Origin of the sequence: Labrenzia sp. PO1 (genome assembly GCF_012273635.1) — a bacterium.
Lineage (GTDB): Bacteria > Pseudomonadota > Alphaproteobacteria > Rhizobiales > Stappiaceae > Roseibium > Roseibium algicola.
The window spans coordinates 114,938-139,863 of record NZ_JAAXCR010000005.1 but is presented as its reverse complement, the minus strand read 5'-3'; the positions used below and the strand labels follow the sequence as shown (position 1 = coordinate 139,863).

The 24,926-nt window shown below is 58.2% G+C and carries 24 protein-coding genes; 11 read left to right on the top strand and 13 right to left on the bottom strand.

All coding sequences use genetic code 11. The annotated features are described in order from the left end of the window. Positions 1-750, top strand: coding sequence for a glycerophosphodiester phosphodiesterase family protein (locus tag HCG46_RS24110; RefSeq protein WP_168687655.1), 750 nt, complete (start codon positions 1-3; stop codon positions 748-750). Next, positions 747-1,775: an ATP-binding cassette domain-containing protein gene (locus tag HCG46_RS24105; RefSeq protein ID WP_168687654.1), complete on the top strand. Its 1,029-nt coding sequence runs from the start codon at positions 747-749 to the stop codon at positions 1,773-1,775. The genes HCG46_RS24110 and HCG46_RS24105 overlap by 4 nt, the downstream gene beginning before the upstream one ends. A 37-nt stretch (positions 1,776-1,812) precedes the next feature. Here the strand turns inward: HCG46_RS24105 and HCG46_RS24100 are convergent, their stop codons facing one another. The 7 genes from HCG46_RS24100 to HCG46_RS24070 all read right to left on the bottom strand — a co-directional run bounded on the left by HCG46_RS24100 (position 1,813) and on the right by HCG46_RS24070 (position 5,777). After that, positions 1,813-2,112, bottom strand: a complete 300-nt coding sequence (locus HCG46_RS24100) for a CcdB family protein (RefSeq protein ID WP_075283422.1) — start codon at positions 2,110-2,112, stop codon at positions 1,813-1,815. Continuing rightward, entirely contained in the window at positions 2,112-2,345 is a 234-nt protein-coding gene (locus tag HCG46_RS24095) for a type II toxin-antitoxin system CcdA family antitoxin (RefSeq protein WP_152507871.1), read from the bottom strand. Before HCG46_RS24095 ends, HCG46_RS24100 begins: the two co-directional genes overlap by 1 nt. 254 nt (positions 2,346-2,599) lie before the next feature. Continuing rightward, positions 2,600-2,995, bottom strand: a complete 396-nt coding sequence (locus tag HCG46_RS24090) for a DoxX family protein (RefSeq protein WP_077294634.1) — start codon at positions 2,993-2,995, stop codon at positions 2,600-2,602. Positions 2,996-3,006: 11 nt separating this feature from the next. Next, a complete protein-coding gene (locus HCG46_RS24085) occupies positions 3,007-3,471 on the bottom strand; it encodes an SRPBCC family protein (RefSeq protein ID WP_055661001.1) in 465 nt (154 codons plus the stop codon). 71 nt (positions 3,472-3,542) lie between these two features. Next, positions 3,543-4,796, bottom strand: a complete 1,254-nt coding sequence (locus HCG46_RS24080) for an RNA polymerase sigma factor (protein ID WP_168687653.1) — start codon at positions 4,794-4,796, stop codon at positions 3,543-3,545. Continuing rightward, positions 4,783-5,160, bottom strand: a complete 378-nt coding sequence (locus tag HCG46_RS24075) for a YciI family protein (RefSeq protein ID WP_168687652.1) — start codon at positions 5,158-5,160, stop codon at positions 4,783-4,785. The genes HCG46_RS24080 and HCG46_RS24075 overlap by 14 nt, the downstream gene beginning before the upstream one ends. Positions 5,161-5,255: 95 nt before the next feature. Further along, positions 5,256-5,777 (bottom strand): MarR family transcriptional regulator, encoded by a 522-nt coding sequence (locus tag HCG46_RS24070; RefSeq protein ID WP_168687651.1) that lies wholly within the window; start codon positions 5,775-5,777, stop codon positions 5,256-5,258. Between the two features lie 117 nt (positions 5,778-5,894). Here HCG46_RS24070 and HCG46_RS24065 point away from each other — a divergent pair, with 117 nt between their 5' ends. After that, positions 5,895-6,119, top strand: a complete 225-nt coding sequence (locus HCG46_RS24065; RefSeq protein WP_168687650.1) for a DUF4287 domain-containing protein — start codon at positions 5,895-5,897, stop codon at positions 6,117-6,119. 579 nt (positions 6,120-6,698) lie between these two features. Further along, complete coding sequence (locus HCG46_RS24060; RefSeq protein WP_168687649.1) at positions 6,699-7,406, top strand: response regulator transcription factor; 708 nt, start codon at positions 6,699-6,701, stop codon at positions 7,404-7,406. A gap of 272 nt (positions 7,407-7,678) precedes the next feature. On the opposite strand, the gene HCG46_RS24055 is transcribed toward HCG46_RS24060, so the two are convergent. The 6 genes from HCG46_RS24055 to HCG46_RS24030 form a co-directional block, all read right to left on the bottom strand. Next, positions 7,679-8,767, bottom strand: a complete 1,089-nt coding sequence (locus HCG46_RS24055; protein WP_168687648.1) for a fatty acid desaturase — start codon at positions 8,765-8,767, stop codon at positions 7,679-7,681. Between the two features lie 339 nt (positions 8,768-9,106). After that, positions 9,107-12,130 (bottom strand): condensation domain-containing protein, encoded by a 3,024-nt coding sequence (locus tag HCG46_RS24050; RefSeq protein ID WP_168687647.1) that lies wholly within the window; start codon positions 12,128-12,130, stop codon positions 9,107-9,109. 299 nt (positions 12,131-12,429) lie between these two features. Next, positions 12,430-13,395 carry an ABC transporter substrate-binding protein gene (locus HCG46_RS24045; RefSeq protein ID WP_168687646.1) on the bottom strand — a complete coding sequence of 322 codons (966 nt, stop codon included), beginning with the start codon at positions 13,393-13,395 and terminating at the stop codon, positions 12,430-12,432. A gap of 10 nt (positions 13,396-13,405) precedes the next feature. Then, positions 13,406-14,470 carry an iron ABC transporter permease gene (locus tag HCG46_RS24040; protein ID WP_168687814.1) on the bottom strand — a complete coding sequence of 355 codons (1,065 nt, stop codon included), beginning with the start codon at positions 14,468-14,470 and terminating at the stop codon, positions 13,406-13,408. Then, positions 14,470-15,483 (bottom strand): iron ABC transporter permease, encoded by a 1,014-nt coding sequence (locus tag HCG46_RS24035; protein ID WP_168687645.1) that lies wholly within the window; start codon positions 15,481-15,483, stop codon positions 14,470-14,472. Before HCG46_RS24035 ends, HCG46_RS24040 begins: the two co-directional genes overlap by 1 nt. Continuing rightward, positions 15,483-16,268, bottom strand: a complete 786-nt coding sequence (locus tag HCG46_RS24030) for an ABC transporter ATP-binding protein (RefSeq protein WP_205838667.1) — start codon at positions 16,266-16,268, stop codon at positions 15,483-15,485. The genes HCG46_RS24035 and HCG46_RS24030 overlap by 1 nt, the downstream gene beginning before the upstream one ends. Positions 16,269-16,380: 112 nt before the next feature. On the opposite strand from HCG46_RS24030, the gene HCG46_RS24025 reads away from it, so the two are divergent. The 7 genes from HCG46_RS24025 (at position 16,381) to urtB (ending at position 24,904) form a co-directional block, all read left to right on the top strand. After that, the gene (locus HCG46_RS24025; RefSeq protein ID WP_168687643.1) at positions 16,381-17,688 is read left to right on the top strand and encodes an NtaA/DmoA family FMN-dependent monooxygenase; all 1,308 of its coding nucleotides are present in this window, start codon (positions 16,381-16,383) and stop codon (positions 17,686-17,688) included. Positions 17,689-18,171: 483 nt separating this feature from the next. Continuing rightward, complete coding sequence (locus HCG46_RS24020) at positions 18,172-19,488, top strand: cytosine permease (RefSeq protein ID WP_077294379.1); 1,317 nt, start codon at positions 18,172-18,174, stop codon at positions 19,486-19,488. Positions 19,489-19,545: 57 nt separating this feature from the next. Then, entirely contained in the window at positions 19,546-20,568 is a 1,023-nt protein-coding gene (locus HCG46_RS24015) for an alpha/beta fold hydrolase (RefSeq protein ID WP_023001373.1), read from the top strand. A gap of 65 nt (positions 20,569-20,633) precedes the next feature. Then, on the top strand, positions 20,634-21,776 hold the full coding sequence (locus HCG46_RS24010; protein WP_023014441.1) for a transporter substrate-binding domain-containing protein: 1,143 nt from the start codon (positions 20,634-20,636) through the stop codon (positions 21,774-21,776). Positions 21,777-21,832: 56 nt separating this feature from the next. Further along, positions 21,833-22,486 carry an ANTAR domain-containing protein gene (locus HCG46_RS24005; RefSeq protein ID WP_168687642.1) on the top strand — a complete coding sequence of 218 codons (654 nt, stop codon included), beginning with the start codon at positions 21,833-21,835 and terminating at the stop codon, positions 22,484-22,486. 220 nt (positions 22,487-22,706) lie between these two features. After that, positions 22,707-23,954 (top strand): transporter substrate-binding domain-containing protein, encoded by a 1,248-nt coding sequence (locus HCG46_RS24000; RefSeq protein WP_023001370.1) that lies wholly within the window; start codon positions 22,707-22,709, stop codon positions 23,952-23,954. Between the two features lie 80 nt (positions 23,955-24,034). Next, positions 24,035-24,904, top strand: coding sequence for an urea ABC transporter permease subunit UrtB (gene urtB, locus HCG46_RS23995; RefSeq protein ID WP_023001369.1), 870 nt, complete (start codon positions 24,035-24,037; stop codon positions 24,902-24,904). Positions 24,905-24,926: the final 22 nt, after the last annotated feature.

Below are 24,926 nucleotides of genomic sequence, written 5' to 3'. Positions count from 1 at the left end.
ATGACACGTATTGCATCTCATCGCGGCGGCACCCTGGAGTTTGGCGACAGCACACCGGCGGGCTTCGAAGCCACTGCGCGGATGGCGCTTGAGGAAGTCGAATTCGACCTGCACCCGACGGCAGATGGCGCCATCATGGTCCACCACGATGCGACACTCGAGCGAACGACCGACAGGTCCGGCGCGATCTGCGATCTGCGCGAGGCCGAGGTTCGCTCGGCAACGATCGATTACGGCGCGGGAAGCCATCCTCTGTCCCTCCAGGAGCTCTGCGCGATTTACCGGCGCAGTGCCGTTGGCTTCCGCTGCGAGATCAAGCCTGGTCCGGATCGCAGACCCTATGCCGACTTCGTTCCGAAGGTGGTCGCAATGCTTGCCGCAGAAGACATGCTGGAGCGTACGGTGTTTTCCTCCTTTCTGGTCGAAACACAGGACGAGCTGGCCAGGGCAACAGAGCGGCCAAGACTATGGCTTGTCAGCCCGCCGGTTCTTCAGCAACTGGGAACCGCAGGCACGCTCGAAGTGGCAAAGGCTCACAGGATCCCGGAAATCGGTGTTCATGTCGATTGCGCAGATGAAGAGTTGATGACTGCTGTCGAGAACGCCGGACTTCAGTTCGGCTGCTGGGCAGCACATACCTGTGCGCAAATCGAAAAGACGCTTCGGCTCGGTGTGAAGGTTTTCACCACCGACCGGCCCAGCCTTGCGATCGCGATCCGGAACCGCTGGCAGGGGGAGGGGCGGTCATGAGCGGGATAGAACTGACAGATATCCGCAAATCCTATCCTGGCGGGCCGGAAGTTCTGCATGGCGTTTCGCTGGATATGCAAGCCGGGGAATTCGTCGTGATCGTCGGCCCTTCGGGCTGCGGAAAATCCACGCTGCTACGCCTCATCGCCGGCCTGGAGAAATGCGATCAGGGCGATATCCGCATCGGTGGCAAACGCGTCAATGACGTTGCGCCGCAGGATCGGGACATTGCAATGATCTTCCAGAATTACGCCCTCTATCCGCATATGAACGTGCGCCAGAACATCGCCTTTGGTCTGGAGTTGCGCGGCGTCGCCAAATCGGAGCGCAACGCCCGGGCAGAGGAAGTAGCCAGAACGTTGAAGCTTGATCCTTATCTCGACCGAAAGCCGGGCGCCCTGTCCGGCGGCCAGCGTCAGCGGGTCGCGATGGGTCGGGCCATGGCGCGCAACAGTTCCATCTTCCTGATGGACGAGCCGCTGTCCAATCTGGATAACGCCCTGCGGGTTGCCATGCGCTCGGAAATCAAGGAGCTCCACCGGCAACTGGGGGCGACTGTCGTTTACGTAACCCACGATCAGGGGGAAGCCCTTTCCCTGGCGGATCGGATCGCCGTCCTGAAAGATGGAGATCTTCTGCAGTTCGACACGCCCGGCACGATCTATGACCGGCCGGCGAACCGCTTCGTCGCCGGGTTCCTCGGAATGCTGCCGACGAATTTTCTGCCCATTGAAACCTTGCCCTTCTGGTCCGACAGAACAGGCCTCACTGTCGGCATGCGGCCGGAGCATATGAAGGTACACACCTCGTCACCGGACGTTCCCGCGATCCCCGCACGGATTGTCTTTTCGGAGATGACCGGTGCCAATCTGGTCCTGCATTGTGAAAGCGACGTAGGCAGGTTGATCGTGACCGCCCCGCGGCATGACATGACCTCCGGAGGCGAAACCGTCTGGATCGGTTATGACACCGATCAGGCCATCTACTTCGATGCCGCATGTGAAAGCCGGGTGGAAATGGCTTGAGCGGTACGGTGTCTTTTGAAACTGGTTGAGCCGGTAATCAGAAGCCCTGGAACAGGGTGTCCAGCGCGCGGGTAATTTCCGCAAAGTTCTCGTCGAGGCTGCCGATCGGGTCTCCCAACTGGGAAACCGCCACGGCGGCGAGGAATTGGGTCGCCATGACGTATTCCTCGCCCTCCCAGCCGAATGTCGGGTTCAGGTAGGCCGCGGGCGCCGGTGCGCGAGACCTGGGCAAAAGCGGCACGACGACGCGTGTGTTGAGGCTTTCCAGAAGGTCCGCCTGCACATCCAGCACCAGAACGCTGTCCGGTTTCAGCCGGTAGAGCTGATTTCTGGCCATTAAAACAGGCGTCTCGCTTCAAGCGGCAGGCCGTGTTCGTCGACAAAGTCGTTGGAGCTGTTCAGGGCTGCCCTGTTTTCCAGTTTCCACCGTTCCGCACGGGCTTGTGAAACCGCGCGCCGGATACCTTCTTCGGCTGCCTGGGAAATATTCACGCCCAGTTCCTTCGCCGAACCGACCAGCGTCATATCAATTGTCAAATTGGTCGCCTTGCGTGCGTGAACGCGTGCCATCGTGTTTCCAAACCATTCATATCCGGTACCCGGATAATAGCCGCATGCTTACGCATTTTCAATGCGCATCATAAATGCGCATTATCACACTGAGAGACCGATGGCCTCGAGAAAGACCTGTCCAACGCGAAGCGCCCTTACTGTCCGGGCAGACGAGTATCCTTTCACGAAGGGCCACCGGGAAGGGGACAAGGCCAGTGAGCGGCAAGAGTTTCCCTTGGACAGGTCTTTCTCGATTGATCGGGAGTGTCAGTTCAAGTCCATCCCCGTAACGGGAACAGCCTGCGCAGGTCCGGAGCGCGTAACCACAGGCCACCCCACATGAATAGGCCCAGATAAAGACTGAACAGCACATGGCTGAACAGGGGTGACCCGGCCCGGATTTGGGTTGCCATGGCACCGCCGAGCAAGCCCATCATCAAGATTGCTCCTAATACGCTGGTGCGCGGAATGAGGTAAAGAACAAGGCAGGCCAGTTCGATCAAGCCAATCGGAAATGCGTACCCCGCAGGCCAGCCAAGTTCGGCCAGCGTGTCTTCGGCAACAGGCAGATGGAGCAGCTTCGGCGCAATGGAAGCGCCCAGCATGAACAGGGCGAAAAGGCCCGTCAGAATGCGGCCTGCCCAAAGCATGGTTGTCCCGTTACTCATTTCGCGCTCCATCAGATTGACTTGGCAAGTTCTTCAAGCTGCTTGGCAGCCTTGCCCCAGCCTTCGTGAAACCCCATCCGTTCGTGTTCTTCCCTGGCTTCCTTCGTCCAATGAAGAGCCTGAGCGTGGTAACGGGTCCTGCCCCCCCCCAGATCTTCAAAGGTTACCTCAGCCACCATGAAGGGGCGACCGGTTGGTTTCCAACCAGGATGGAATGCGTCGGTGGTGACCAGACGTTCGTTTGGAACGACTTCCAGAAAGACACCGGTATTTGGGAATTCCTCGCCGTTTGGACCATGCATGCGACAGGAAAACTCGCCGCCAGGCCGCAGATCAATACGGGCATCGGAGACATACCAGGGCTTGGGACAGAACCACTTTTCAAGCAGTTTCGGCTCCGTCCAGCAACGCCAGAGTTTTTCTCGCGGAGCATCCAGGTCAAGGATCAGTTCGAGTGCATGCTGTTGTTCTGACATCTGATTTCGTCCATTGCGCTGTTGTTGATAGCTCAAGGACGAATGAAGGAGGGCACGTGCGACAAATGAGTTCAGTTTTTTTCAAGGCCCATCATCTGGTCGAGCTGTTGGCGAATATGAGCGGCTTCCGCGACCGTCCCGGCAAGTGAAATGGCCTGATCAAATGCGCAGCGTGCCTCGCTTGTCCGCCCCAATTGCTTGAGCAGCGCCCCACGCGCGCCATGATAATAGAAATATCCGCGAAGTTTGACTGCGAGCGGTTCGATCATCTGCAACGCAGCTGCGGCCCCTTCCGTTTTCGACACCGCAACGGCACGGTTGAGTGTGACAACGGGAGATGGCGAGCGACGCTCGAGTGCGGCGTAAAGCTGTTCGATCTCTTTCCAGTCGGTGTCTTCCGGTGTCGCGGCACGCGCATGCAGAGCAGCGATTGCCGCCTGTATCTGATAGGGCCCCGGTCCGCGGCGGAGCATCGCCTTGTCTATGAGGACAAGGGCTTCGGCTATCATGGGCCGGTTCCATAGTGATCTGTCCTGATCTTCCAGGAGGACCAACAGGCCGTTTGCGTCAACTCGCGTCTCTTGACGGGAATGCTGCAACAGCATGAGCGCAAGCAGTCCCATGAGTTCAGGGTCGGAGGGAAACATCCGCAGCAGCAGCCTGGCCAGGCGAATACCCTCGTGGCACAGCCCCGAGCGCTCGCCAGCCGGATCAGGGTCGCTGTAGCCTTCGCTAAAGACGAGATAAATCATCGCGGATACAGCCGCCAGGCGGTTTGCCCGCTCTGCCTGATCGGGTGTCTCGAACGGCACGCCAGCGTCGGCTATCGTCGCCTTTGCACGGGTGATCCGCTGCCGCATCGCGTGTTCGCCGACCAGAAATGCCCGGGCGATGTCACCAACCGGAATGCCGGATACGATGCGCAATGCAAGCGCGATCTGCTGGGTAGCCGGCAGCTCCGGATGACAGCAGATAAACAGAAGGCGCAGGATGTCATCACGGTAGTCCGCCGTATCGAGCCGTTCAACCAGGTCCGGTTCGGCATCCTCCACGTTCGACAGAACGTCTTCGGGGGGCAGACCGGAGGTCCTTGCCCCGCGTTTCAGCACATCCAGCGTCAGGTTGCGGCCGACGGTGATCAGCCATCCTTCCACGTTTCGTGGCGGTCCGTTGTCCGGCCAGTTTTTCAAGGCGCGCAGGCAGGCTTCCTGAAAAGCTTCTTCGGCCAGATCCAGATCACGAAAATACCGGAGCAATGCGGCCATCACCCGTGGCCGCGAGGCAGTCAATTTGCTGTCAATCCATGTGAGATCAGGCGGTTGCATTGTCGGTGTCAGTCGTGGTTCCCGGGTGGAAGCTCTTGACCGGCCTCAGTTCATAGGCTCCACCGGGGTTGGCTTCGGTAAGGTCTCTGGCAAAGTCCAGGGCCTGCTGCTGATCCTCAACCTCGACCAGATAAAAGCCGAGCAGCTGTTCCTTGGTCTCCGCATAGGGGCCATCGGTAACGAGATTTTCCTTCTTGTGGAGGGTAGAGGCCGTATTGGTGGGCATGAGGCGGGCAGCCAGCTCATACTGATCAGCCCATTTCTCGTGGACGACCTGCAGCCGTTTCATGACAGCAGCGTCTTCCTCGTCACTCCACGCGGAGGTGACCTCTTCATCATTATAGCAAAGCAGCATGTACAACATGAAAAACGGTTCCATAGTTACAAGGACGGTTCTGACATTCGAATTGCGACATTACGGATAGTTTTTTGGCAAGAGCAGTAAGGCTGTTCGGCCTTTCAGCTCTTGCGACCGCTTCCCGGTCCTTCCAGAGCCTTCGTCAACTTCCCCAACAATGCCGAAAGCGTGCTCTGTTCCTCATCTGTGAGGCAGTCGATCAATCGGGCTTCGTGAGCCATGTCTTCCTTGAAAGCGGACCGGATGAGGTCCATCCCCTTCTTGGATAGGCGGACGGGAGAGCTCCGGCCGTCTGCAAGGTCCTTTGGCCTTTCGATCAATCCAGCCCTTTCCAGGCGTGCCAGAATGCCGGTTAGCCCTCCTGAGGTGAGCATCAGGGAATTGAACAGTTCCGTAGGGCGAAGCTGGTAAGGTGATCCGGAGCGCAGCAGCGTCGACAGCACGTCGAATTCCCGGCTATCGAGGCCGTGTCTTGAGAAAATGGCCTCGATGCCCGGCCGGGCCAAATGGGTGATCACCCGCGCGCGGCCAAGGATTGCCATGCCGCGCGTATCAACCTCCGGCAACTCCAGCTCCCATTGCCGACGTCGGCGTTCAACGTGATCCGTATCGTTTTTGCTCATTCTCGATTTTATCTTGCGTGCGAGACAATTCAGTTTATCTTTCGCGCAAGATAAATCAACCCGGTGACGTCAGGTGCTTGGTCTCGGGCGTCGCATACATCACGAGAGGAGAGTGCGGTGGCTGAAAAAGATCAGGTCGCCAAGGTGAAGGGGCCTGCGTCGTACTTTCCGTCTATCGAAAAGAAATACGGCAAGCCTATCGGCGATTGGCAAGCTCTCGTGCGTACCCAGGCCGGAAAGAAGCACATGGAAATTGTCGACTTTCTGAAAACAGAGCACGGACTTGGGCACGGACATGCAAATGCGATCGTCGCGGCCACGCTCGCTGAAGACAAGAAGTGATCGATTGCTTGAGTGGTGATGCGCCTGTTTTCAAGTGCGCGCCGCTAAAGACGAGACCGCCTCCGCCATCCAGGATGTCGCCAGCGGAGCGACAGGCAAAAGCCGGCCAGTCTTCACCGATTTGTTTGTTTGCTGGTTGTGCTTCTCACGCATTTTAAGTGCCACGCGGAAGTAGGTAAGACTTTAGCGTTTAAGAGGCGGTTTGAAGATATATTGCCAGTCGAATTCTCCGGTTAAATATTTGCCTGGAGAAGTGTTTGATCATAATCAAAACCTACATGAAAAAAACAATAAAACAGAGGTGAGTTCGACTGTAATTGCATTAAATATGTTCGTCCGTGTCGAGCGTTGCTTTTGGTGAAGGCTTTTGTATTCAGAATAAAAAGAAGAAGTTGCGGCGATGATATCTGTGCGATTAGATATAATGATTTATGTCACTGATTTTTTCCCCGGTGTAGACTAATTGCCCTAAAATGTTGGCTGGAATTTAAAATCCATTGATCCTTTTTAGCCGAGTCATGACTTGAAATTCCTTTACGTAATCAATAGAGCTGGTCATGGTCCTTCGGGAGACGTTCAATGTCCAAGCATTTGCGTTACTTATTTTTTATAGGTCCCAGGGACAAATTGCCTAAACCCTTGGAAAATTCATTGGTTCGGGAGCTGCCGGGTCTCGTTGTGCAGGTTTCAACTGACTGGGATGTGCTGGTTGAAAAGGCCGAACAGGAAGGGATTTTGCCTTCTCTGATCCTGGTTGATGAAGCCTTTGGCGCCACGAATGCCGATTTGTTGCAAGTGTTCCAGGACTCGTATCCCAATGCCATCCTGTGTCTAACCTTTAACGGTGAGTACACGTCCAGGCTGCACATTCGAAAATGTCTGAAAACCGGTATCATCAATAACGTCATACCCATGAACCTCCGGCTGGATCTTTGGCTCTATGCGATCCAGATCATGCTGCATGGTGGTTCCTACATGCCGCCGGATCTTGTCGAACTTCTCGAGATCGACAGGAGCGTGCAGCTGGAAAAGGCGCGCAAGGCGACTGCTGCCACCGGCGTGTCCGGGGCGCACATCGTAAGTTCGCTGACACCCCGAGAGCGGGAAGTACTGGAGTTGATCGCACGAGGGCAGCAAAACAAGCATATTGCTGCAAATCTCTCGCTGTCGGAGCACACGATCAAACTTCACATTCACCACATCATTTCGAAGATGGGCGTATCAAACAGGACTGAAGCAGCCGCCGCATATCTTCAGATACATCGATCCGCCGGCGGTCACGGTTAGGCTGAAATTCGAAAACTCTGCCAACGACCGGGAATGGTCCAATCTGCTGAATGTAAATTGGCAGAAACAAGTCTATGGATGCTGCCGAGTCCTGGTGTGAAGATTATTGAGAATTGTATCTATACGTATGGTTATTTCATATGGATACAACTTGCCTCATGCTGCGGTTGTCCGGCGGCATTGAGAGCGGGGTCGCGGTGTCCGTCACGCCTCGTTGTTTCATTGGTCCTTTTTCAGGGCGCTCCTGACGGGCTTTGCCGCTTCGAACCCGGTCAGGCCGGGGCGGCCAGTCTTGCTAACCGCTCATCGCGGAAGGAGACAAGGCGCCTTGCGTTTTCATCCCACAGGACCAGCTTCACGCAGCCAAGACTCTGACGCAAAGTGAGCCGGCTGACATTGCGCAGTTCCGGATGTTCCTTGAGGACTTCAGATAGCCGGTAGAAGGGAATTTTGGGAGACAGGTGGTGCACGTGGTGGATGCCGATATTCCCGGAGAACCAGCGCAACAGGGGCGGCAGGTCGTAGTGTGAACTGCCTTCAAGCGCAGCATGTTGGAAATCCCAGTCACTTTCTTCAGACCAATGGGTCTCTTCGAACTGGTGCTGGATATAGAAGAGCCAAACGCCGGCGCTGGCTGCCATCAGAGTGATCGGGACCTGCACAAGGAAAAACGTGCTTGCGCCGACCAGCCAGATCATCAGCGCAAACGGTGCCGCGATCCCGAGATTTGTAGCAATTGTCGACACCCAGGGCTGCATTCCGGCGCGCATCAGGCCATAGGGAAGCCGGTATTGGGCGACGAACAGCCATGCTGGTCCCAGTCCGAACATGACGACCGGATGCCGATAGAGCCAGTAGCGCAGGCGGCCCCAGCGGGACAGGGCTCTGTATTCGCGCACGGTCAGCGTATCGACGTCACCGACGCCGCGGCGGTCGAGGTTTCCTGCGGAGGCATGATGGATGGCGTGAGTTCGGCGCCAGTAATCGTAAGGGGTAAAGGTAAGTACCCCGATGACCCGGCCGATCCAGTCGTTCATGCTGCGCCGGGCGTACAAGTTCCCATGGCCGCAATCGTGCTGCAGGATGAAAAGCCGGACCAGAAACCCTGCCGCCGGGACCGTCAGGATCAATCCGAACCAGTAGCCGTGCACGACGAGTGTCGCGGTAATTCCCCACAGTGCAATGAAGGGGAGGACCGTGATCGCGATCTCGAAACTGCTGCGGCGCGCACTGATGTTCCGGAATTTGGCAAGAGCTGCGATCCAGGACCGGCTCTGGCGATCGGCAGTCGAATTTTTCAGCGACGAATTTTCAGAGCCTTGGCGGAGCTCGGCCGCGGTATTATTAGAGGTTACGGTCATTCATGCGGCCTTCCACGCAGTATTCCGGAGTTTGATCGTTTCTCCAGGAATGACGTCCGTGGATATCGAGCAGCGATTAAACCGACGTTGCCGGTCAAGTTGGTCTGCAGGTTTTCTGCCGCATCTACAATCATATTTTTGCATTTACGGAAAACTATTCAGAAAAATCGACGGAAGATCCGCCGATTATCAAATTCATTTCAGAAATTCGACGTCTCGCGCCAGCGTGAAACGGAAGTCAGCCCAACCGGAGGCGGTCAGCGATTTCGGGAGCTGTGCCTGAGGCCGGGGACCTTCGGGCCGTCAGCCCGAAGGTGTTTTTCCGATGATGTGGGAAGGTCAGGTCCTGGCCAGTTGGGAAATTTTCATGTTCGAGGCATCTCCACGCGAGAATTGCGTGAACATTGACATGACGGATGCGCGGATTGCGTCTACCTGCGCAGGTGAATAACGCCTGGCCTGGTAGCTCATCAGCACGCGGATGGCACGGTTGCCGTCGATGACCTCTTCCATCACTTCAAATTGCAGTCCGAGATGGGATTCATGCTTGTCCGGGTCGACCTGGCGAAACGCGATGGTACCGCCATCCGGCGCTGGCAGGTTGCCGTTCAACTTGTTTTGCGCATGGATCTGAATGAACACATCGAACAGGTGGTCCATTCCAGGCGTCATGCCAAGGGCATCTTCCACAAGGTCGATCGGAATGTCGGTAAAGGGCATCGATCCGTTGATCATGTCCTTGATGTTGCCGATCAGGGTGCCGACAGTCGGATCGTTTCCGAAGCGAACCCGGTGGGCGACGACAGTGGTGAAATAGCCGATCGTGTCGAAATAGTCGGGGTCCGTACGGCCCGCGGCAGAGGTGCCGATCACCAGATCGGACAATCCCCCAAGGGCCTGAAGCGCGGCGGAAATCGCGCCATAGACGACGTTGAAAAGGGAAGCGCTGTTTTCCTTGGCAATGGCATAAAGCCCCTCGGAAACGTCGCTCTCCAGCCGCATTTCAACCCAGCCGCCTGCGACCGAACAATCGTCAGTGGCGGGTTCATCGAGGAGTTTGGGTTCGTTGGTGAAGAGAACCAGTTCCCTGGGTGCATCACCGAGCATGTCCGTCCAGAAGGCAAGGTGCCGGGCATTGACGCCCAACTGCACCTGCTTGCGGGCAAACTCGTGAAAAGGTGCTGGTTCGTCCGGCCATTCGGGCGCAACGCCAAGGCTGCGTGCGCGGTAGGCTTCAACCAGTTCGTCCATCATCAGGTTGACGGACCATTCGTCGAGCGCAAGATGGTGGAACAGGAACGAGAGCACTTGCCGACCTGTTTCCGGATCGGTGAGAAACCGCAACCTGACCGGCAATTCCTTTGCAAGGTCGAAGCAATAAATGGCTTCGGCATTGCGGTCCGCACTGGTGCTTTCCGTGCTGGTCCAGAACCATTTGTAGGTCGCCAGTTCCTCAACGGGAACAACCTTCTGCAAGACATCACCTTCCTCCGTTTCGAAGTAGAGAGTCCTGAGGGCGGCATGCCGTTTCATCAGGTCACCAAAGGCGGCTTCGAAAACGGTTTCGTCCACGGGGTCGAGAAAATCCAGGGCAAACGGCAAGTTGAAAATCTCGCGGTATCCAAGCGCGGAATAGATCTTCCACAGCGACATCTGCGCCAGAGCAAGAGGTGTGGCAGCGTCTCTGGCCTTGCCGTTTCTGATCTCGACGTTGTGGTTCCCGACGCTTTCGCCGGCGCCATCGACCAGTGTTGCGTGCCGGGCAAGGCCTGCTGCTGTGGGGTTGCCGAAAAGATCGTTGAAACGAACCTCTATGCCATGATCATGAAGCAGGCGGCCGATGATCCGGGTGGCAACCAGCGAATGTCCGCCGAAATCGAAAAAGTCGTCATCTGGTGCGAGATCTGCAACAGCGAGCGCATCCCGAAACTCCTGCAGGATGGCCGCCTGAATGGCAGTCACGTTGAGGGAGGTTCCTTGTCCTGCGTGGAGAGAAGCGTCAGAAACACGGGCACTTTCGCTCTGGAGAAGCTGCTGGCTCACCGCGATTGAAAGAACCTCCGGGTTCCGGAGATAACCGGAAAACAGATCCAGCACCAAACTGCCGGCATGTCGCCTGATCCTCTGTCCCGTGACCAGTTCAAGAATTGCCCTGCCTTCTGTGTCAAAGTCCACGGCCAGCTCGAAATCGGGGTGCGCTTCATATGTTGGCAGGGGTATCCGGTCAAAGGCGAGTGTGTCTGTCGGGACGATGGTTTTCGGATCGGCGAGCCGATGGATCCAGACCTTTGGAAGGTCTGCTGCCAGTGTGTTGTTGTCGTGTTTTTCCGATCTGGAAATCGCATTCAGATGAGACAGAACTTGCCGTTCACCCTCTTCGGGAGCCATGTCCCGTCCAACCGAAACAGCAAAGCTGTCGGAACGGGCAAATCCGCCGCAAGGATCAGTCAGGCTGTCTGTCTGCCGTGCCGGGAAAATGGCTTCGATCCGTTCGTGACCGCCGAGCTTGCACAGGAACTGCGCGAAACGAACCCCAATCTGTGCTAGCAATGTGGTGTGGTCCGAAGAAGGGTAACCCTGGTCATGATGGAGGACAGGTTCGAGCAAGGTTCCGAACCTCAGCGCGAGCCGGTCGCCCGTTGGCAGAAGACCAGGTGTTCCGTTGAAATCGATAACGGCCGTATCAGCCAATCCTTCGCCCCGTCGCAACCAGGTGACCGGCGCAAGGCCGGGAAAATCAGGCTCGAATTGCTTCACTTGACGCGGCGCCGGTGCAGCAATGACCTTGCTGTCATAGGCTGCCCGAAGACTTCTCAGGACATCTTCCGGTGAACAGACCTCCTCGAGAATTCGGTGCATGAGCAGGCCCAGGATCACCGCTTGACCGCAGAGGATCAGCAGCGCCTTGAAAGGGGGTTCGGCTTCGCTGTCCCAATGTGCTTTCTGGGCGGACAGGACAAGTGAAACGGCTTCCTGCTGGTTTTCAGCTTTGATGATTTCAAGTGTTCCGTCCGGCCCGTGCGAGGGGGACTTCACGAGTTCTCCCTCGTCACTGAAGCAATAGCGCATCGCCAGCTCGGGAAGGGCTTCGACCATCGCGCTGACGGCGCGGGCGAGGCGTGCGATATCGGGTGTGCCACCGAGCCGGTAGGTCTGGGCATGTCGCAGCACCTTGTCCGGATCTTGCTGTTGCGCCAGCCAGATCCGTTCCTGATGCTGCGTGACGGTGTGCGGCTCCCGGCCTTTTTCCGGCAAACGGCCAGCCGGAACGGCAGGCTGGGTTGACCCGTCCAGGGATTTGAGTTCCGCGTCGAAACGCTCGAACTCGGTTGCTGTCAACAGGCGGTCGAAACCTCCGGTCATGTCAGTCTCCCGATACTCATGTGTCGTGCTGATTGCTTGCCTTGGGAGCTCGTCCGCAGCCATTCAGACCGACGACGCGGGGGCTCACTGAGTAAGCGGATATGAGTTGCATTTGTTAGCAGGCACAGCCAGCGGGAGCAATTAAACTTGTATCAAATACTCATGTTTTTTAAGTCCGGGTATCCAGGTGGGCCGGATATGATTTCTGGACGGGAGAAGGCAAGACACCCGGGCAAGCACTCGGTGTGCCGCCCGGGCCTGTTCGATGCAGAAAACCGATAGACGGAGCAGTTCCGGTTTTACTGCGTCGCCTCGTTCCAGCCTGCGATCGCATCCAGCATGTGTTCAGCGCTTGGAACGCTCGGGGTAATCACCTTGGCGGGGTCGACAAACAGGATCCGGTTTTCCCTGGCCGGTTTCATGAATTGATCCCAACCGGGAACAATCTTGCTCAGCGAAGCACGGGTTCCGGCCTCATCGCGGCCGCCGGCCATGTAGCTGTTGAGCAGGACAAGAACATCGGGATCGAGCTTGCCGAATTCCTCCGCACTCAAAGGCATGAGCATCATGGAACCGCCTGCCGGAGAAGCGCCACTCGGCGCGCCGACTTCCAGACGGCTGTATCCGAGATCTTCCAGTGCCTGAACCATCCCGGAGGAATCGCCCACAACATTGAGCTGGTCGGTCAGAAAGACGGGAAGGTAGGTCCTACCGGCAGGATCGAAGGGCAGTTTGGCGCGCAGATCTTCCACGCGCTTTTCATAGGCCGCCTTGCGGGCGGCAAAGACATCTTCCCGGCCGACGAGAGCTGCGAGGTCTTCCTCGACATCAAAACCGTAGACCTTCGAGCTGCCGACATTCTGCAGATAGACCGGCGCGACAGTGGCCAGTTGATCGGCTTTGCCGGCATCCAGTTCGCTCGCGACGATCAGATCAGGTTCCAGCGCTCTCAGTTTTTCAAGGTCGAGCTGCCCGACGGGGCCGAAACCCTTTGGTTTTGTTTTGCCTTCGCCGAGAACGGTGTCAATGAAGTCTACCGCGATAACGAAGCTGCCGTCGTCCGCCCGGCCGAAGCTGCCGGTAAGATCGAGCCCGAGATCCATCAGAGGAATGCCGAGCAACGGCTCGTGCATGACGACGATATGTTTGGGCTGCTCCGGTATCGTGACCTTCCGGCCCGTGTCGTCGGTGACTGTGCGCTCGGCTGCAAGGACCGGACTTGTCGCCAGTAGGGCTGCGATTGCGTAGGAGACGAGAAAACGCATGAAGATCCTTTCAGTGTGACTGGAGTTTGCGCAGCGCCTGCAGACGCAGCGCGAAGATGAAGAGCGGCACGCCGACCATCGTCAGGCTGAGACCGAGCGGCATTGGCAGGGAGCCGCCAAGCCCGCGTGTCAGTGCATCGGCGATCAGGACGAGGATCCCGCCCATCAAGGCGGACAGGAAAAGCCGCGCCCGGGCGACGGCCGGTGAAAGAAAGCCGGCGATGTGAGGTGCCAGCACGCCGAGAAAGACCAAGGGCCCAACCGCCGTTACGGCAGCGGAGCTCAGCACAACGGCAGTGAGCAGGATCAACGGGCGGGAACGGCCAACAGGTTCGCCCAATGCCATCGCCATTTCGCTGCCCAGGTCATAGGTCGCCATGGCAGGGCCGAGAACGAAGATTGCCGCGAGGCTGAGAACGAACAACGGCGCAAAGGCGGCGATGACTGTCCAGTTGGCCTGGAACAGCGAGCCGGCCAGCCACTCGGAAAGGGCGATGGAGGTCTCGGTCGGCAGATACAGGATGAGAAGCGATCCGAATGAGGACAGGACCGTCTCGATTGCTATCCCCGTCAGGACGATGGAAAGGCCGCTGGATCGCTCGCTGCCGACAAGCCATAAAAGCAGACCGGCAACCGTCAGCCCACCGGCGAGCGCAGCAAGAACCACAAGGCTCTTGGGTGCCGCCGGCAGGAAGACCAGCAGCAACATGATCATCGTCATCGACCCCTGGCTGAAGCCGAAAAGTCCCGGGTCAGCCAGCGGGTTCCTGGCAACCGACTGAAGCATTGCCCCGGCAAGTGCGACCGCCCAGCCGACCATGAACCCGAGCAGGATCCGAGGCAGGCGGACCGTCCAGAGGGCATAGTTCTCCGCACCCGGCAAACTTTCACCGGCAAGCGTTCGGAAAAGATCGGTTAGCCCGGTGTCCGTCAGCCCGAGGCCGGTGGCAAGAGCTGCAAGTGCAAGCGCAGCAGCCACAAGGCAGGCTCCGGCAAGCAGATTGCCGGTCCTCATCTGAAGTCCGCCGGTCAGACGCAGAACCCGTTTGCCGTCGATTGCTCTACCGCCTCTGATCATGAGACCTCCCGGCTACCGGAGGAGAGATAGAAGCGTTTGACGATCACGATGAATACGATCCCGCCGATCAGATCCGTAACCAGGCCGGTGTTCACGACGTAGGGGTAAAAGGCTTCCCGAGCGATGAGGTCCGCAGCCAGACCGACAATCGCGCCCACGATCAGGGAGGCCGGCAGGGCGTGAACAAGATTGTTGCCCATGAAGGGGCGCACGATATGTGGCACGACCAGCCCGACGAAGCCGATCGGACCGCACACCGCAACCGCGGAACCGGACCCGAGCACGGCTGCTCCGATGGCAAGACGTGAGACAAGAGGAACGTTGACACCAGTTGAGGCGGCCTTGTCGGCGCCCAGCAGGATCAGGGTCAGCGGCCGGGCAAACAGCAGCAGGATTACGACGGAAAAGGCCCCGATCCACCAGAACATGGCAAGGCGATCGATATAGACGTGGTTGATATTGCCGGTTACCCAACTCAGGAAATCGGCGCGGCGGGCCGGGTCGGACAACAGCAAGGCGTTGGTCATGCCGGTGAACAGCATGGAAACCAGGGCGCCGGACAGGATAAGGGACAATCCGCGCGGGTCGTTCCGGCGCCCTGCGAGCCGGGCAACCGCAAGGCTGGAGAGAAAACCGGCAAGTGCTCCGGCCAGTGCCGCAACGCCCTGCAGCTCGGCGCTGGCGCCGAACAGGAGCGCACTGGCAACCAGAAACAGAGCCGCACCAGAATTGACGCCCAGTGTGGCCGGGGAGGCCAGGGGATTGCGCACCAGGCTTTGCAGGACGAAGCCGCTGGCCGCGGCGATGCCGCCGGCATAAATCGCAATCAGGGTGCGCGGCAACCGCTGGAACAGAAAGACCGCGTCTTCGTAACTTTGAGCTTCGAAACGCTGGAGCGCGGCAATCAGGTTCGGCAGATCGGCCGCGTGGAAACCGAAGAACAAATGCACCACCAGCACGATGGCAAGCATTGCAAGGATGAGCAGAAGGTGGAGACTACGCCGGTCCATCAGGCTACCGATGTGTGCCCAATGCGCTCCGGAAAGCAGACGAGGCGCCCATTGCGTGGAAAGATCTGGGTCCTGAGGCCGAAGACCTGTTCGATGTTGTCACTGGTGACCGTGTCCGCAACCGGTCCTGCCGTAATGCACCGGCCTGACTGCATCAGCACGACCTCGTCGGCGAAGGCGGTGGTCAGGTTCAGGTCGTGCAGAACGGCAATCACCGTCTTGCCGTGGGTTTCGATCAGCTCCCTGACAAGTTCGAGAACGGCGAACTGGTATTTCATGTCCAGATGATTGACTGGCTCGTCCATCAGGATGACATCGGTATCCTGTGCCAGAACCATTGCGATCCAGGCGCGCTGACGCTGACCACCGGACAATTTGTTGACGGGAAAACCAGCCCGGTCGCTCAGGCCGACCGTCTCCAGAACCTGTTTGAAGAGATCACGATCCTGCGCCGACGGACCACCCGTCAGTGAATACCGCGAATAGCCGGCAAGCTCGATCAGCTCGCCAAGTGTCATGTAATCCGGGCAGAAGCAATCCTGAGGCAGATAGGCAATCCGGCGGGCAAGAGCTTTCCGGTCGATGCCATGGAGAGGTGCGCCTTCCAGCAGAATGTCGCCGGCGCTGATCGGCAGGAAGCTCATGATGGCTTTCAACAGGCTGGACTTGCCGCACCCGTTCGGCCCGACGATCGCCGTAAGCCGGCTTTTGCTGAACCGGACGGAGACATCACTGAGCACATTCAAGGGTCCGTAAGCCGCGCTTACGTGTCTCGTCTCCAGCAATTTCGACCTCTTGACCTTCTGCAATGCAGAAGTCTTTATACTATCCGAAACGAGCCAGCAAACCCAAAGCCAGCCCTCCAACTCGTTTCCAATCCAATCAAGAGCGGATTTGATGACCCCCTCAAAGAAATTGCATATCGGCATGTCGCTCGCCCCGACATGGCTCAGCGGCGACGCGTGGCGTCGTGCGGACAGTGGCGTGGAAGGCCTTTACGGCAGTGATTTTTATCTCGACGTCGCACTGCGCGCGGAGCAGGCCAAACTGGACTTTGCGTTTCTGCCGGACTCGCTGTTTCTGAACACCGGGCTGCTGGCATCCGGCACCGGGTTTGCCAGCCTTGACCCAACATTGCTGCTGGCCTCGATCGCGCGCGAGACGTCGAAGATCGGGCTCTTGTCGACAGCGTCGACGACCTTCTTTCCACCCTATATCGTCGCCCGGCAGATCCAGTCGCTGAACTGGCTCAGCAACGGACGGGCCGGCTGGAACATCGTCACTGCGCTGGACGGCAACGCGAATTTCGGTCTGTCCGAAATGCCGAGCCCGGAGGAACGCTATGCACGGGCCGCCGAATTTACCGAAGTCGTCCGGCTGCTCTGGGAGAGCTTTCCTTATGAAGCTCTCAAGCTCGACAGGGAAAACGGGCTGTTCGCCGATGCGGAACTCGTCAAACCGGTCGACCACGAAGGTTCGTTCTTCAACGTGAAAGGCCCGCTCAACTTGCCGCGCTTCGGCAAGACACGGATACCGCTTGTGCAGGCAGGGGCATCGGGCGCAGGCCGTGACTTTGCCTCCTCGGTGGCGGACGCGATCTTCGCCTCGACACCGGACAAGGCTGCAGCCGTGGACTTGCGGGCCGATTTGCGCAAACGGGCCGAACAGCGCGGACGAAAGGGCGACGATATCCGGGTTTTGCCGGGGTTGAGCCTTTACCTTGCGCCGACCAGGGCGGAGGCCGAGGAGCTCTTTGCCGAAACCAACGCACGCGTGAGCCGGGACAGGTGCCTGGCAACAGTTCTGGAAATGACCGGGCTCGATCTTTGCGACTGGTCGGCAAAACGACAGGTGAAAGCCACGGACCTGCCCCCGCCACCGGAAACGGTGCGCAGCCGCACCCATTCGCAACTTCTGCGGCGGATGATCGAGCGGGACGAACCGGCCGTCGAAGACCTGTTGCGCCGGCCGGAGGTTATCGGCTCGGCCCATTGGCTCGTCGTCGGCACACCGTCCGATGCGGTCGCACAAATCAAGGATTGGGCAGCGGCAGGTGCCATCGACGGTTTCGTCGCCTTTCCGGGCGGATCTCAGGACGCGGTACGCTTGCTCCTGGAACAGGTGGTTCCTGCATTGGGTGATCTGGGCCTTTTCCGGAAGGACTATTCAGGCTCGACCTTCTTCGAGCATCTGACCCAGGAATAGGCATCGAGACAAACGCAGAAGCGCGTCACCGCAGGCGGACTACGAAGTTGAAGAGGCCGATGTTGCGCCATTTTCGAAAACTGGTGTCGGGGCTTGGCGAAAGAAAATTCCAACCCCTGACATCGCGAAACAGCAGCCCGAATAGAGTGCTTTGATGTTTGTCTGACGGGCGCTTATGTGATGAATGTTCCGTAATTAATTGAAATTAATAAGAAAAATCTTTTAGGTGGTTGGTCAAAAATTCGGCAGAAACCGTGTGTCGATTTTGTTGACAGAAGTAAAACCTCTCGATAACGTTTCAATCTCCAAGTGATTGGAACGTGGCAACGGGGCCACTTTAAAATTCGCAGGCGAAAAGGCCTCTCTATGTCTTCGGAAACGAAGCTGTAGGGAGGCCTTTTCTTTTGCGCTCAGCGATGTGCCGCGTGAGAAACCCCGAACAACTGCCGGGGCGCGGCAGAACAATAAAAATGAGGGGTAAAAATGAGCAAGTTACACGGCGAGGCGGAAGCCTTGGACGAAGTGGATCATGTTCTCGGAGAAGAATATGAACACACGCCGGTCCCGATGTCGGCCCGCAGGAGCACCTTTTCGGTCACGACTGTCTGGATCGGTTTTCCAATGATCATCACCGGCGCCATGACCGGGTCCCTCCTGGTTCTGGGCATGGGCTTCACAAATGCGGTCTGGGCCATGCTCCTGGGCAATCTGATCATGTTTGCCTATGTCGGCCTGCTGGGGGTTCTGGGCACGCGCAGGGGCATGAATTTCGCACTTCTCGCCAGCGTGGTCTTCGGACGGAAGGGATACATGCTTGCCTCCGGCCTGCTGTCGACCTTGCTGCTCGGCTGGTACGCGGTGCAAACCGGCATCACGGGATCCTTGATCAGCTCGGCCTACGAGCTGAACTATGTCGCGATGACCGTGATCGCCGGCCTGCTTTACATCGGCATCACCTTCGTCGGCGTACACGGGCTTCACCTGATCGGGCTGGTGTCGGTGCCCTTGTTCGTGCTGCTTGGCGGCTGGGTGGTTGCCGACAGCCTGTCGACGACAAGCTGGGCGGAAATCGCGGCTTATCCCGGCAACAACGGCGCGGCGACCATGTCGATGGGTGTCGGATTGACAGTGGTCATCGCCCTGTTCATCGATGCCGGGACAGTGACAGCGGACTTCAACCGTTGGGCAAAGGATACCAAGGCATCCGTCATCGCAACGTTCAGCGCCTTTCCGTTCGCCAACATGTGCGCCATGCTGGTCGGAGGGATCATGACGGCAGCCCTTGCGGTTCCCGATGCCAATCCCTTCGGCACGGACAACATGTTCGGCTACATGAACGGCAAGCAGCTGACCTTTCTCAGTGTCCTTGCCTTCCTCTTTCTCTACTGCAATCTCGGCTCTGTCTGCGCTCATTGCCTTTACAATGCCGCAACCGGCTGGTCGCGTATTCTCAACAGTCGCATGCGGTTGATGGCGGTTGTCCTTGGTGTCATCGGCATCGTCATTGCCGCCGGCAACGTCTGGGCATTCTTCATTCAGTGGCTTTCCCTGCTCGGCATCCTGGTTCCGCCCATCGGCGCGATCATTCTGGTTGACCAGTATCTGCAGCGCCGCAACGCCACGATCGACCGTGACTGGCGCCCAACCGCATTCGCCGCCTGGGCGGCAGGTTCCATCGTTGCGGTGATCGTCGAGTTCTATGCGCCGCAGTTTTCGACGGCAATTTCCGCAGGACTTGCCGGTGGGGTTGCCTACCTCCTGTTCAACCGGATGCCAGAGGCCGCAAGGGCCGGTGCCTGACCCATTTCCGGCGGCTCAGGCCGCCGGACAATACCAAAAACCAGAGGATAGCCTTCCATGGCGGACTACGAAATTTACGAACTGGGTGACTTCACCTTTCAGAGCGGCGCAACGCTTCGCGAGTGCAAGCTCGCCTACAAGACCTTCGGCAAGCTCAACGCGGCCAAGGACAACGTCATCGTTTACCCGACCTGGTATTCCGGCCAGCACGTCGACAACGAATGGTTGGTCGGCAAGGGCATGGCGCTGGATCCCGATGAGTATTTCATCGTGATTCCGAACATGTTCGGCAACGGCTTGTCATCTTCGCCGTCCAACACGCCTGAGCCCTACAACGCGGCGCGGTTTCCGAAAGTGACCGCCTATGACAACGTCCGCGCACAGCACCAGCTCATGACACAGAAGTTCGGTGTCGAGCGCATCAAGATGGTCACGGGCTGGTCCATGGGGGCCCTGCAAACCTTCCACTGGGGCGCGATGTATCCCGACATGGTCGAGCGGATCGTGCCGTTTTGCGGGTCCGCCAAATGCTCCCGGCACAACTTCGTGTTCCTGGAAGGGGTGAAAGCGGCCCTGACAGCCGATGCCGCCTTTCTGGAAGGCTGGTACGAGAAGAAGCCGGAACGAGGGCTTCGGGCGATGGCGCGTGTCTATGCCGGTTGGGGGTTCTCGCAATCCTTCTACCGGGAAGAGCTGGACCTGAAGACGCTTGGATATTCCTCGCTGGAGGATTTTCTGGTTGCGTTCTGGGAAGGATTTTTCCTTCCCAAAGACGCCAACAACCTGCTGGCCATGCTCTGGACCTGGCAGAATGGCGATATCAGCGCCAACGACATCTACCATGGCGATTACAAGAAGGCGCTGGGGGCAATACAATCGAAGGCATATGTGATGCCCGGCCGAACGGATCTATACTTCCCGCCGGAAGACAGCGAAATCGAAGTCGCGAACATGCCGAATGCGACGTTGATTCCGATTGAATCCATATGGGGACATTTTGCAGGTGGGCCGGGCACCAGCCCGGTTGATGTGGCGTTTCTGGACGGGAAGCTGAAGGAAATACTTGCGGGTAGTGCCTGACAGGCAAGGCCAGTCCGGCCGGCCGCTTTGGCGGCCGGCGCAGGACTGAAAGGGGAGAGTTTGGGTTGACCAGTTCATGCAAAACTTCCGAACCGTGGCGCGTCGGTGTGCTGTTCTCGCAGTCCGGCTACATGTCGGTGATCGAGGAAACCCAGTTGCGCGGGACGTTGACGGCGATCGATGAAATCAATGATAGCGGCGGGATCAACGGACGGCCCATCGAGCCGATTATCTATGACCCGGGTTCGGACTCGCGCAACTACGGGCTTCTTGCAAAGAAGCTTATGGTCGAGGACGGCTGCAGCACGATATTCGGCTGTTACACCTCGTCCAGCCGCAAGGCCGTTCTGCCCGTGGTTGAGCGACTGAACGGCCTGTTGTGGTATCCGACGCTTTACGAAGGCTTCGAGTTTTCCTCCAACGTGATCTACACGGGAGCAACACCCAACCAGAACAGTGTCCAGCTGTGCCGGATCCTGATGGAGCTCTACGGAACGCGGTTCTATTTCGTGGGGTCGGACTACATCTATCCGCGCGAATCCAATCGCATCATGCGGGAGCTGATCCGCAACAATGGCGGCAGTGTCGTCGGCGAGAGTTATGTCCGGCTGGGAGCGGACAGAAATTCCTTCGTACCAATCATGCGCGAAATCCGGCAGGTGCAGCCGGACGTGATCTTCTCCACGGTGGTCGGCAACACGACCACATATCTCTACCAGGCCTATGCCGATCTCGGCATCGACCCGAGGGTGATGCCGATCGCCAGCCTGACGACCACTGAGGCCGAGATCCGGGCGATGGGATATGATGTCGGCGACGGCCATCTGACCGCCGCTTCCTATTTCCAGGGTGTCGGTAACGACCGCAATGCGACCTTCATCGACCGTTACAAGAAGCGCTACGGCGAGGACGAGCCGACCAACATGTGTCTGGAGGCGTCCTATTTCCAGGTGAATGTCTTCGCCAAGACCCTTGCCGAGACCAACTCCATGGACACCTCGATGATCCGCCAGTCGGTCATGGGATCGGAATTCGATGCCCCGCAGGGCGAAGTTTCCATCAACCCCGTGTGGGGCCATGCCGACCTGTGGACCCGCATCGGCCGCGCGAACCGCAGCGGCCAGTTCGATATCGTTTTTGAATCGCCCTCCAGCGTGAAGGCGGATCCTTACTTGATTGGGTACGGCCGATGCCTCGAATACAGCTGACACAAACCTCCCGAAGAACCTGGACAAACAAGCAGACAACCGGGGAGACACTGGAAATGGACACAACCGCGGCGGCCAAGACCAAGCGTCCGCTTTCGCAACGAACGTCGGCAGCGGCTGCCATGCGCAAGAACGCCACCGCGACAACTCCGCATCAGAACCTCAGGATCGTAGTAATCGTCGAACCCGATGCGGATGGCGAACGCCTGATCCGGGAGTTGCAGCGCCTGCGTTGCGAGGTGCGCCATATCTGGCCGATCCCGCCTCAGTTGCCTGTCGATTGCGATCTTGTGTTCTGCACGCTGGTCGAGGACATGCCCAAACGTATCCCCTGGTTGCCGGGAGAGCCGGAAGCCGGTCTGGTGTTGGTGGATCGGGGTGTCAGCAATCTGGATCTCAAGCTGATCCATAATTGCGCCGCCCATGGCGTGCTGCACTATCCGGTCGTCCAGCGCGCGGTCCAGACTTGTGTCGCTCTGGCGCGCGAGCACTTCCTTTACGAGCGTCGACTAAGAAACCGGATCGATAAACTTGATGAAAATCTCAGAACAATGCGCCTTGTTGAGCGTGCAAAGTCTCTGTTGGTTCGCGTCAAGAATGTAAGCGAAGAGGAAGCTTACAACTATTTGCGCCGACAGGCGATGGAACGGCGTGTAACTATTGGCGCAGTTGCAAATGCGATAATTGACTCGCACGAACTTCTTAGCTAATCTTTCAGAGTTATTCGTGGCAACAGCGCCACGTACATCCGGGTAAAAGAGCCCCACGGTTTTCGTCTTGGCGGAACGTGGGGTTTTTTGTTGTCTGAAATTCAGACATTTCCCTCAGCGGCACCATAGCCGCGTTCACAAAAATCAGAGGCGACGATGCCCCGAACGAGCTGCCGCAAGGCAGGGCGGACGGGGCTTTTTTTGTTTATGGAGCAGCAACGTGAAAACCAACAGGCGCAATTTTCTTCTCGGGTCGGCGGCTTTCGGGGCAGCCGGTCTCGGCACCTTCCCGCATATCTGGAGCAAGAACAGCGGACTGGCGCGCGCCGCCGGCGGCCAGATCAAGGTGGGGGTTCTGTTCTCCCTGACCGGGACGACTGCGATTATCGAAGAGTCGCTCAACAAGGCGACGATCATGGCGATCGAGGAAATCAACGCCGCCGGCGGTGTGAACGGCATGGAGATCGTTCCGGTGGTCGAGGACCCGGCTTCTGATCCGGCGACTTTCGCGGAAAAGGCGCGCAAGCTTGTCCTCCAGGACAAATGCGTTTCGGTCTTCGGCTCCTATACCTCGGCCAGCCGGAAGGCCGTGCTGCCCGTGTTCGAAAAGCGGGACAATCTCTATTGGTATCCGACCCTCTACGAGGGCCGCGAGTGCTCGAAGAATGTCATTTACACAGGTGCTGTTCCCAATCAGCAGCAGGACGAGTTCGTGCCCTGGCTGGTGAAGAATTTCGGCAAGCGCTGGTACCTGATCGGGTCGAATTACATCTATCCGAAGGAAGAGAACAACTACTGCAAGAAGTTGCTGGCCGAACTTGGAGCCGAAGTCGTTCACGAGGAATATGTGCCGCTCGGCCATTCGGAATTCTCGTCCGTCATCAACAAGCTGAAGGCGGAAAAGCCGGACGTGATCTTTTCGACGGTGGTCGGCGATTCCGTTGTCGCCCTGCACCGGCAGTATCATGCGGCCGGTCTCGACCCGGAAAAGATGCCGATGGCGAGCCTGACCACCTCGGAAAACGAAGTGGCGGCGATGGGCGGTGCCGCTGCCGCGGGGCATTTCACCTCCGCACCATATTTCATGGTCTGGGATTCACCGGAAAACCAGAAATTCGTCGAGGCCTACAAGTCCCGCTGGGGCGGCGACAAGGTCACGCATTTCGTCTCCGAGCCGTCCTATTTCCAGGTGCATCTGTTCAAGCAGGCCGTCGAGAAACTGTCGCCGGACGATATCGATCCGACCACGATCCGCGAGGCCGTCAAGGGTGAGCAGTTCAACGCGCCGCAGGGACTGGTCAAGATCGAGGGCGAGAACCTTCATACCTGGCTGAGACCGAAGATCGGCCAGTGCAAGTCGGATGGCCAGTTCGAGATCCTGCAACAGTCCGCCGACTGGCTCGAGCCCATTCCCTACAAGGCCTACGACGGCCAGGTCTGCACCGCTGACGGTCTGAAGAGCAGCTGACACGCGCAAACGGGCGGCGTGTCGTCACGCCGCCCGGCTTTTCCGTGACCTGATGTTTTCCAGACCTTGAAGGCTTGCAGATGGAACTTGTCGTCTCCCAACTCCTGACCGGTCTCAGTATCGCTTCGATCCTGATGCTGGTCGCCCTTGGCCTCGCCGTCATCTACGGCGTGACCGGGGTCATCAATCTTGCGCATGGCGAATTCGTCATGCTGGGCGCCTATTGCGCCTGGTTTCTGCAGTCCCAGCTTGGCATGGGATTGCTGGAAAGCCTGATCCCGATCTTTTTCATTCTTGCGGTGTTCGGTTGGGCCGTGGAAGCCCTGGTCATCCGCCATCTCTACGACCGGCCGCTCGACACCATCCTGGCGACCTGGGGCATTGGCGTGATGGCGCAGCAGGCGATCCGGCTGATTGCCGGCGGCGAGCTGCGTTATGTCGAGATCCCGGCGTTCCTCAGTGGCAGCGTGTCCCTGTTCGGTGCAAGCGAGTCCGCCTACCGGCTGTTCATCCTGGGTCTTGCGCTTGTCCTCTTCGGGCTCACCTGGGTCATCTACCGGCGCACCAGCTTCGGGCTGAAACTGCGCGCGATTACCCAGAACCGGGAGATCGCCTCCAGTTTCGGCATCAATTCCGCCCGCATCTACCGGTCGACCTTCGCCTATGGCGCCGGCATCGCCGGTCTCGCCGGTGCGCTCGTGTCGCCGCTGAAGAGCGTCTCTCCGGAAATGGGGACGACCTACGTTGTCGACGCCTTCATGGTGGTTGTCCTTGGTGGTGCCCAGAGCCTGCTCGGCACTGTCGCAAGCTCCGGGATCCTGGGTGAACTTTCGGGTTTCCTGGCCTTCCACAGCAACGACACCCTGGCCAAGGCGCTGGTCCTGCTGGCGATCGTCATCCTCATCCGCTTTCGGCCCGAAGGCCTGTTCTCGACCCGTGTGCGCTCGTGATCACGGCCGGAAAAAGGATCGC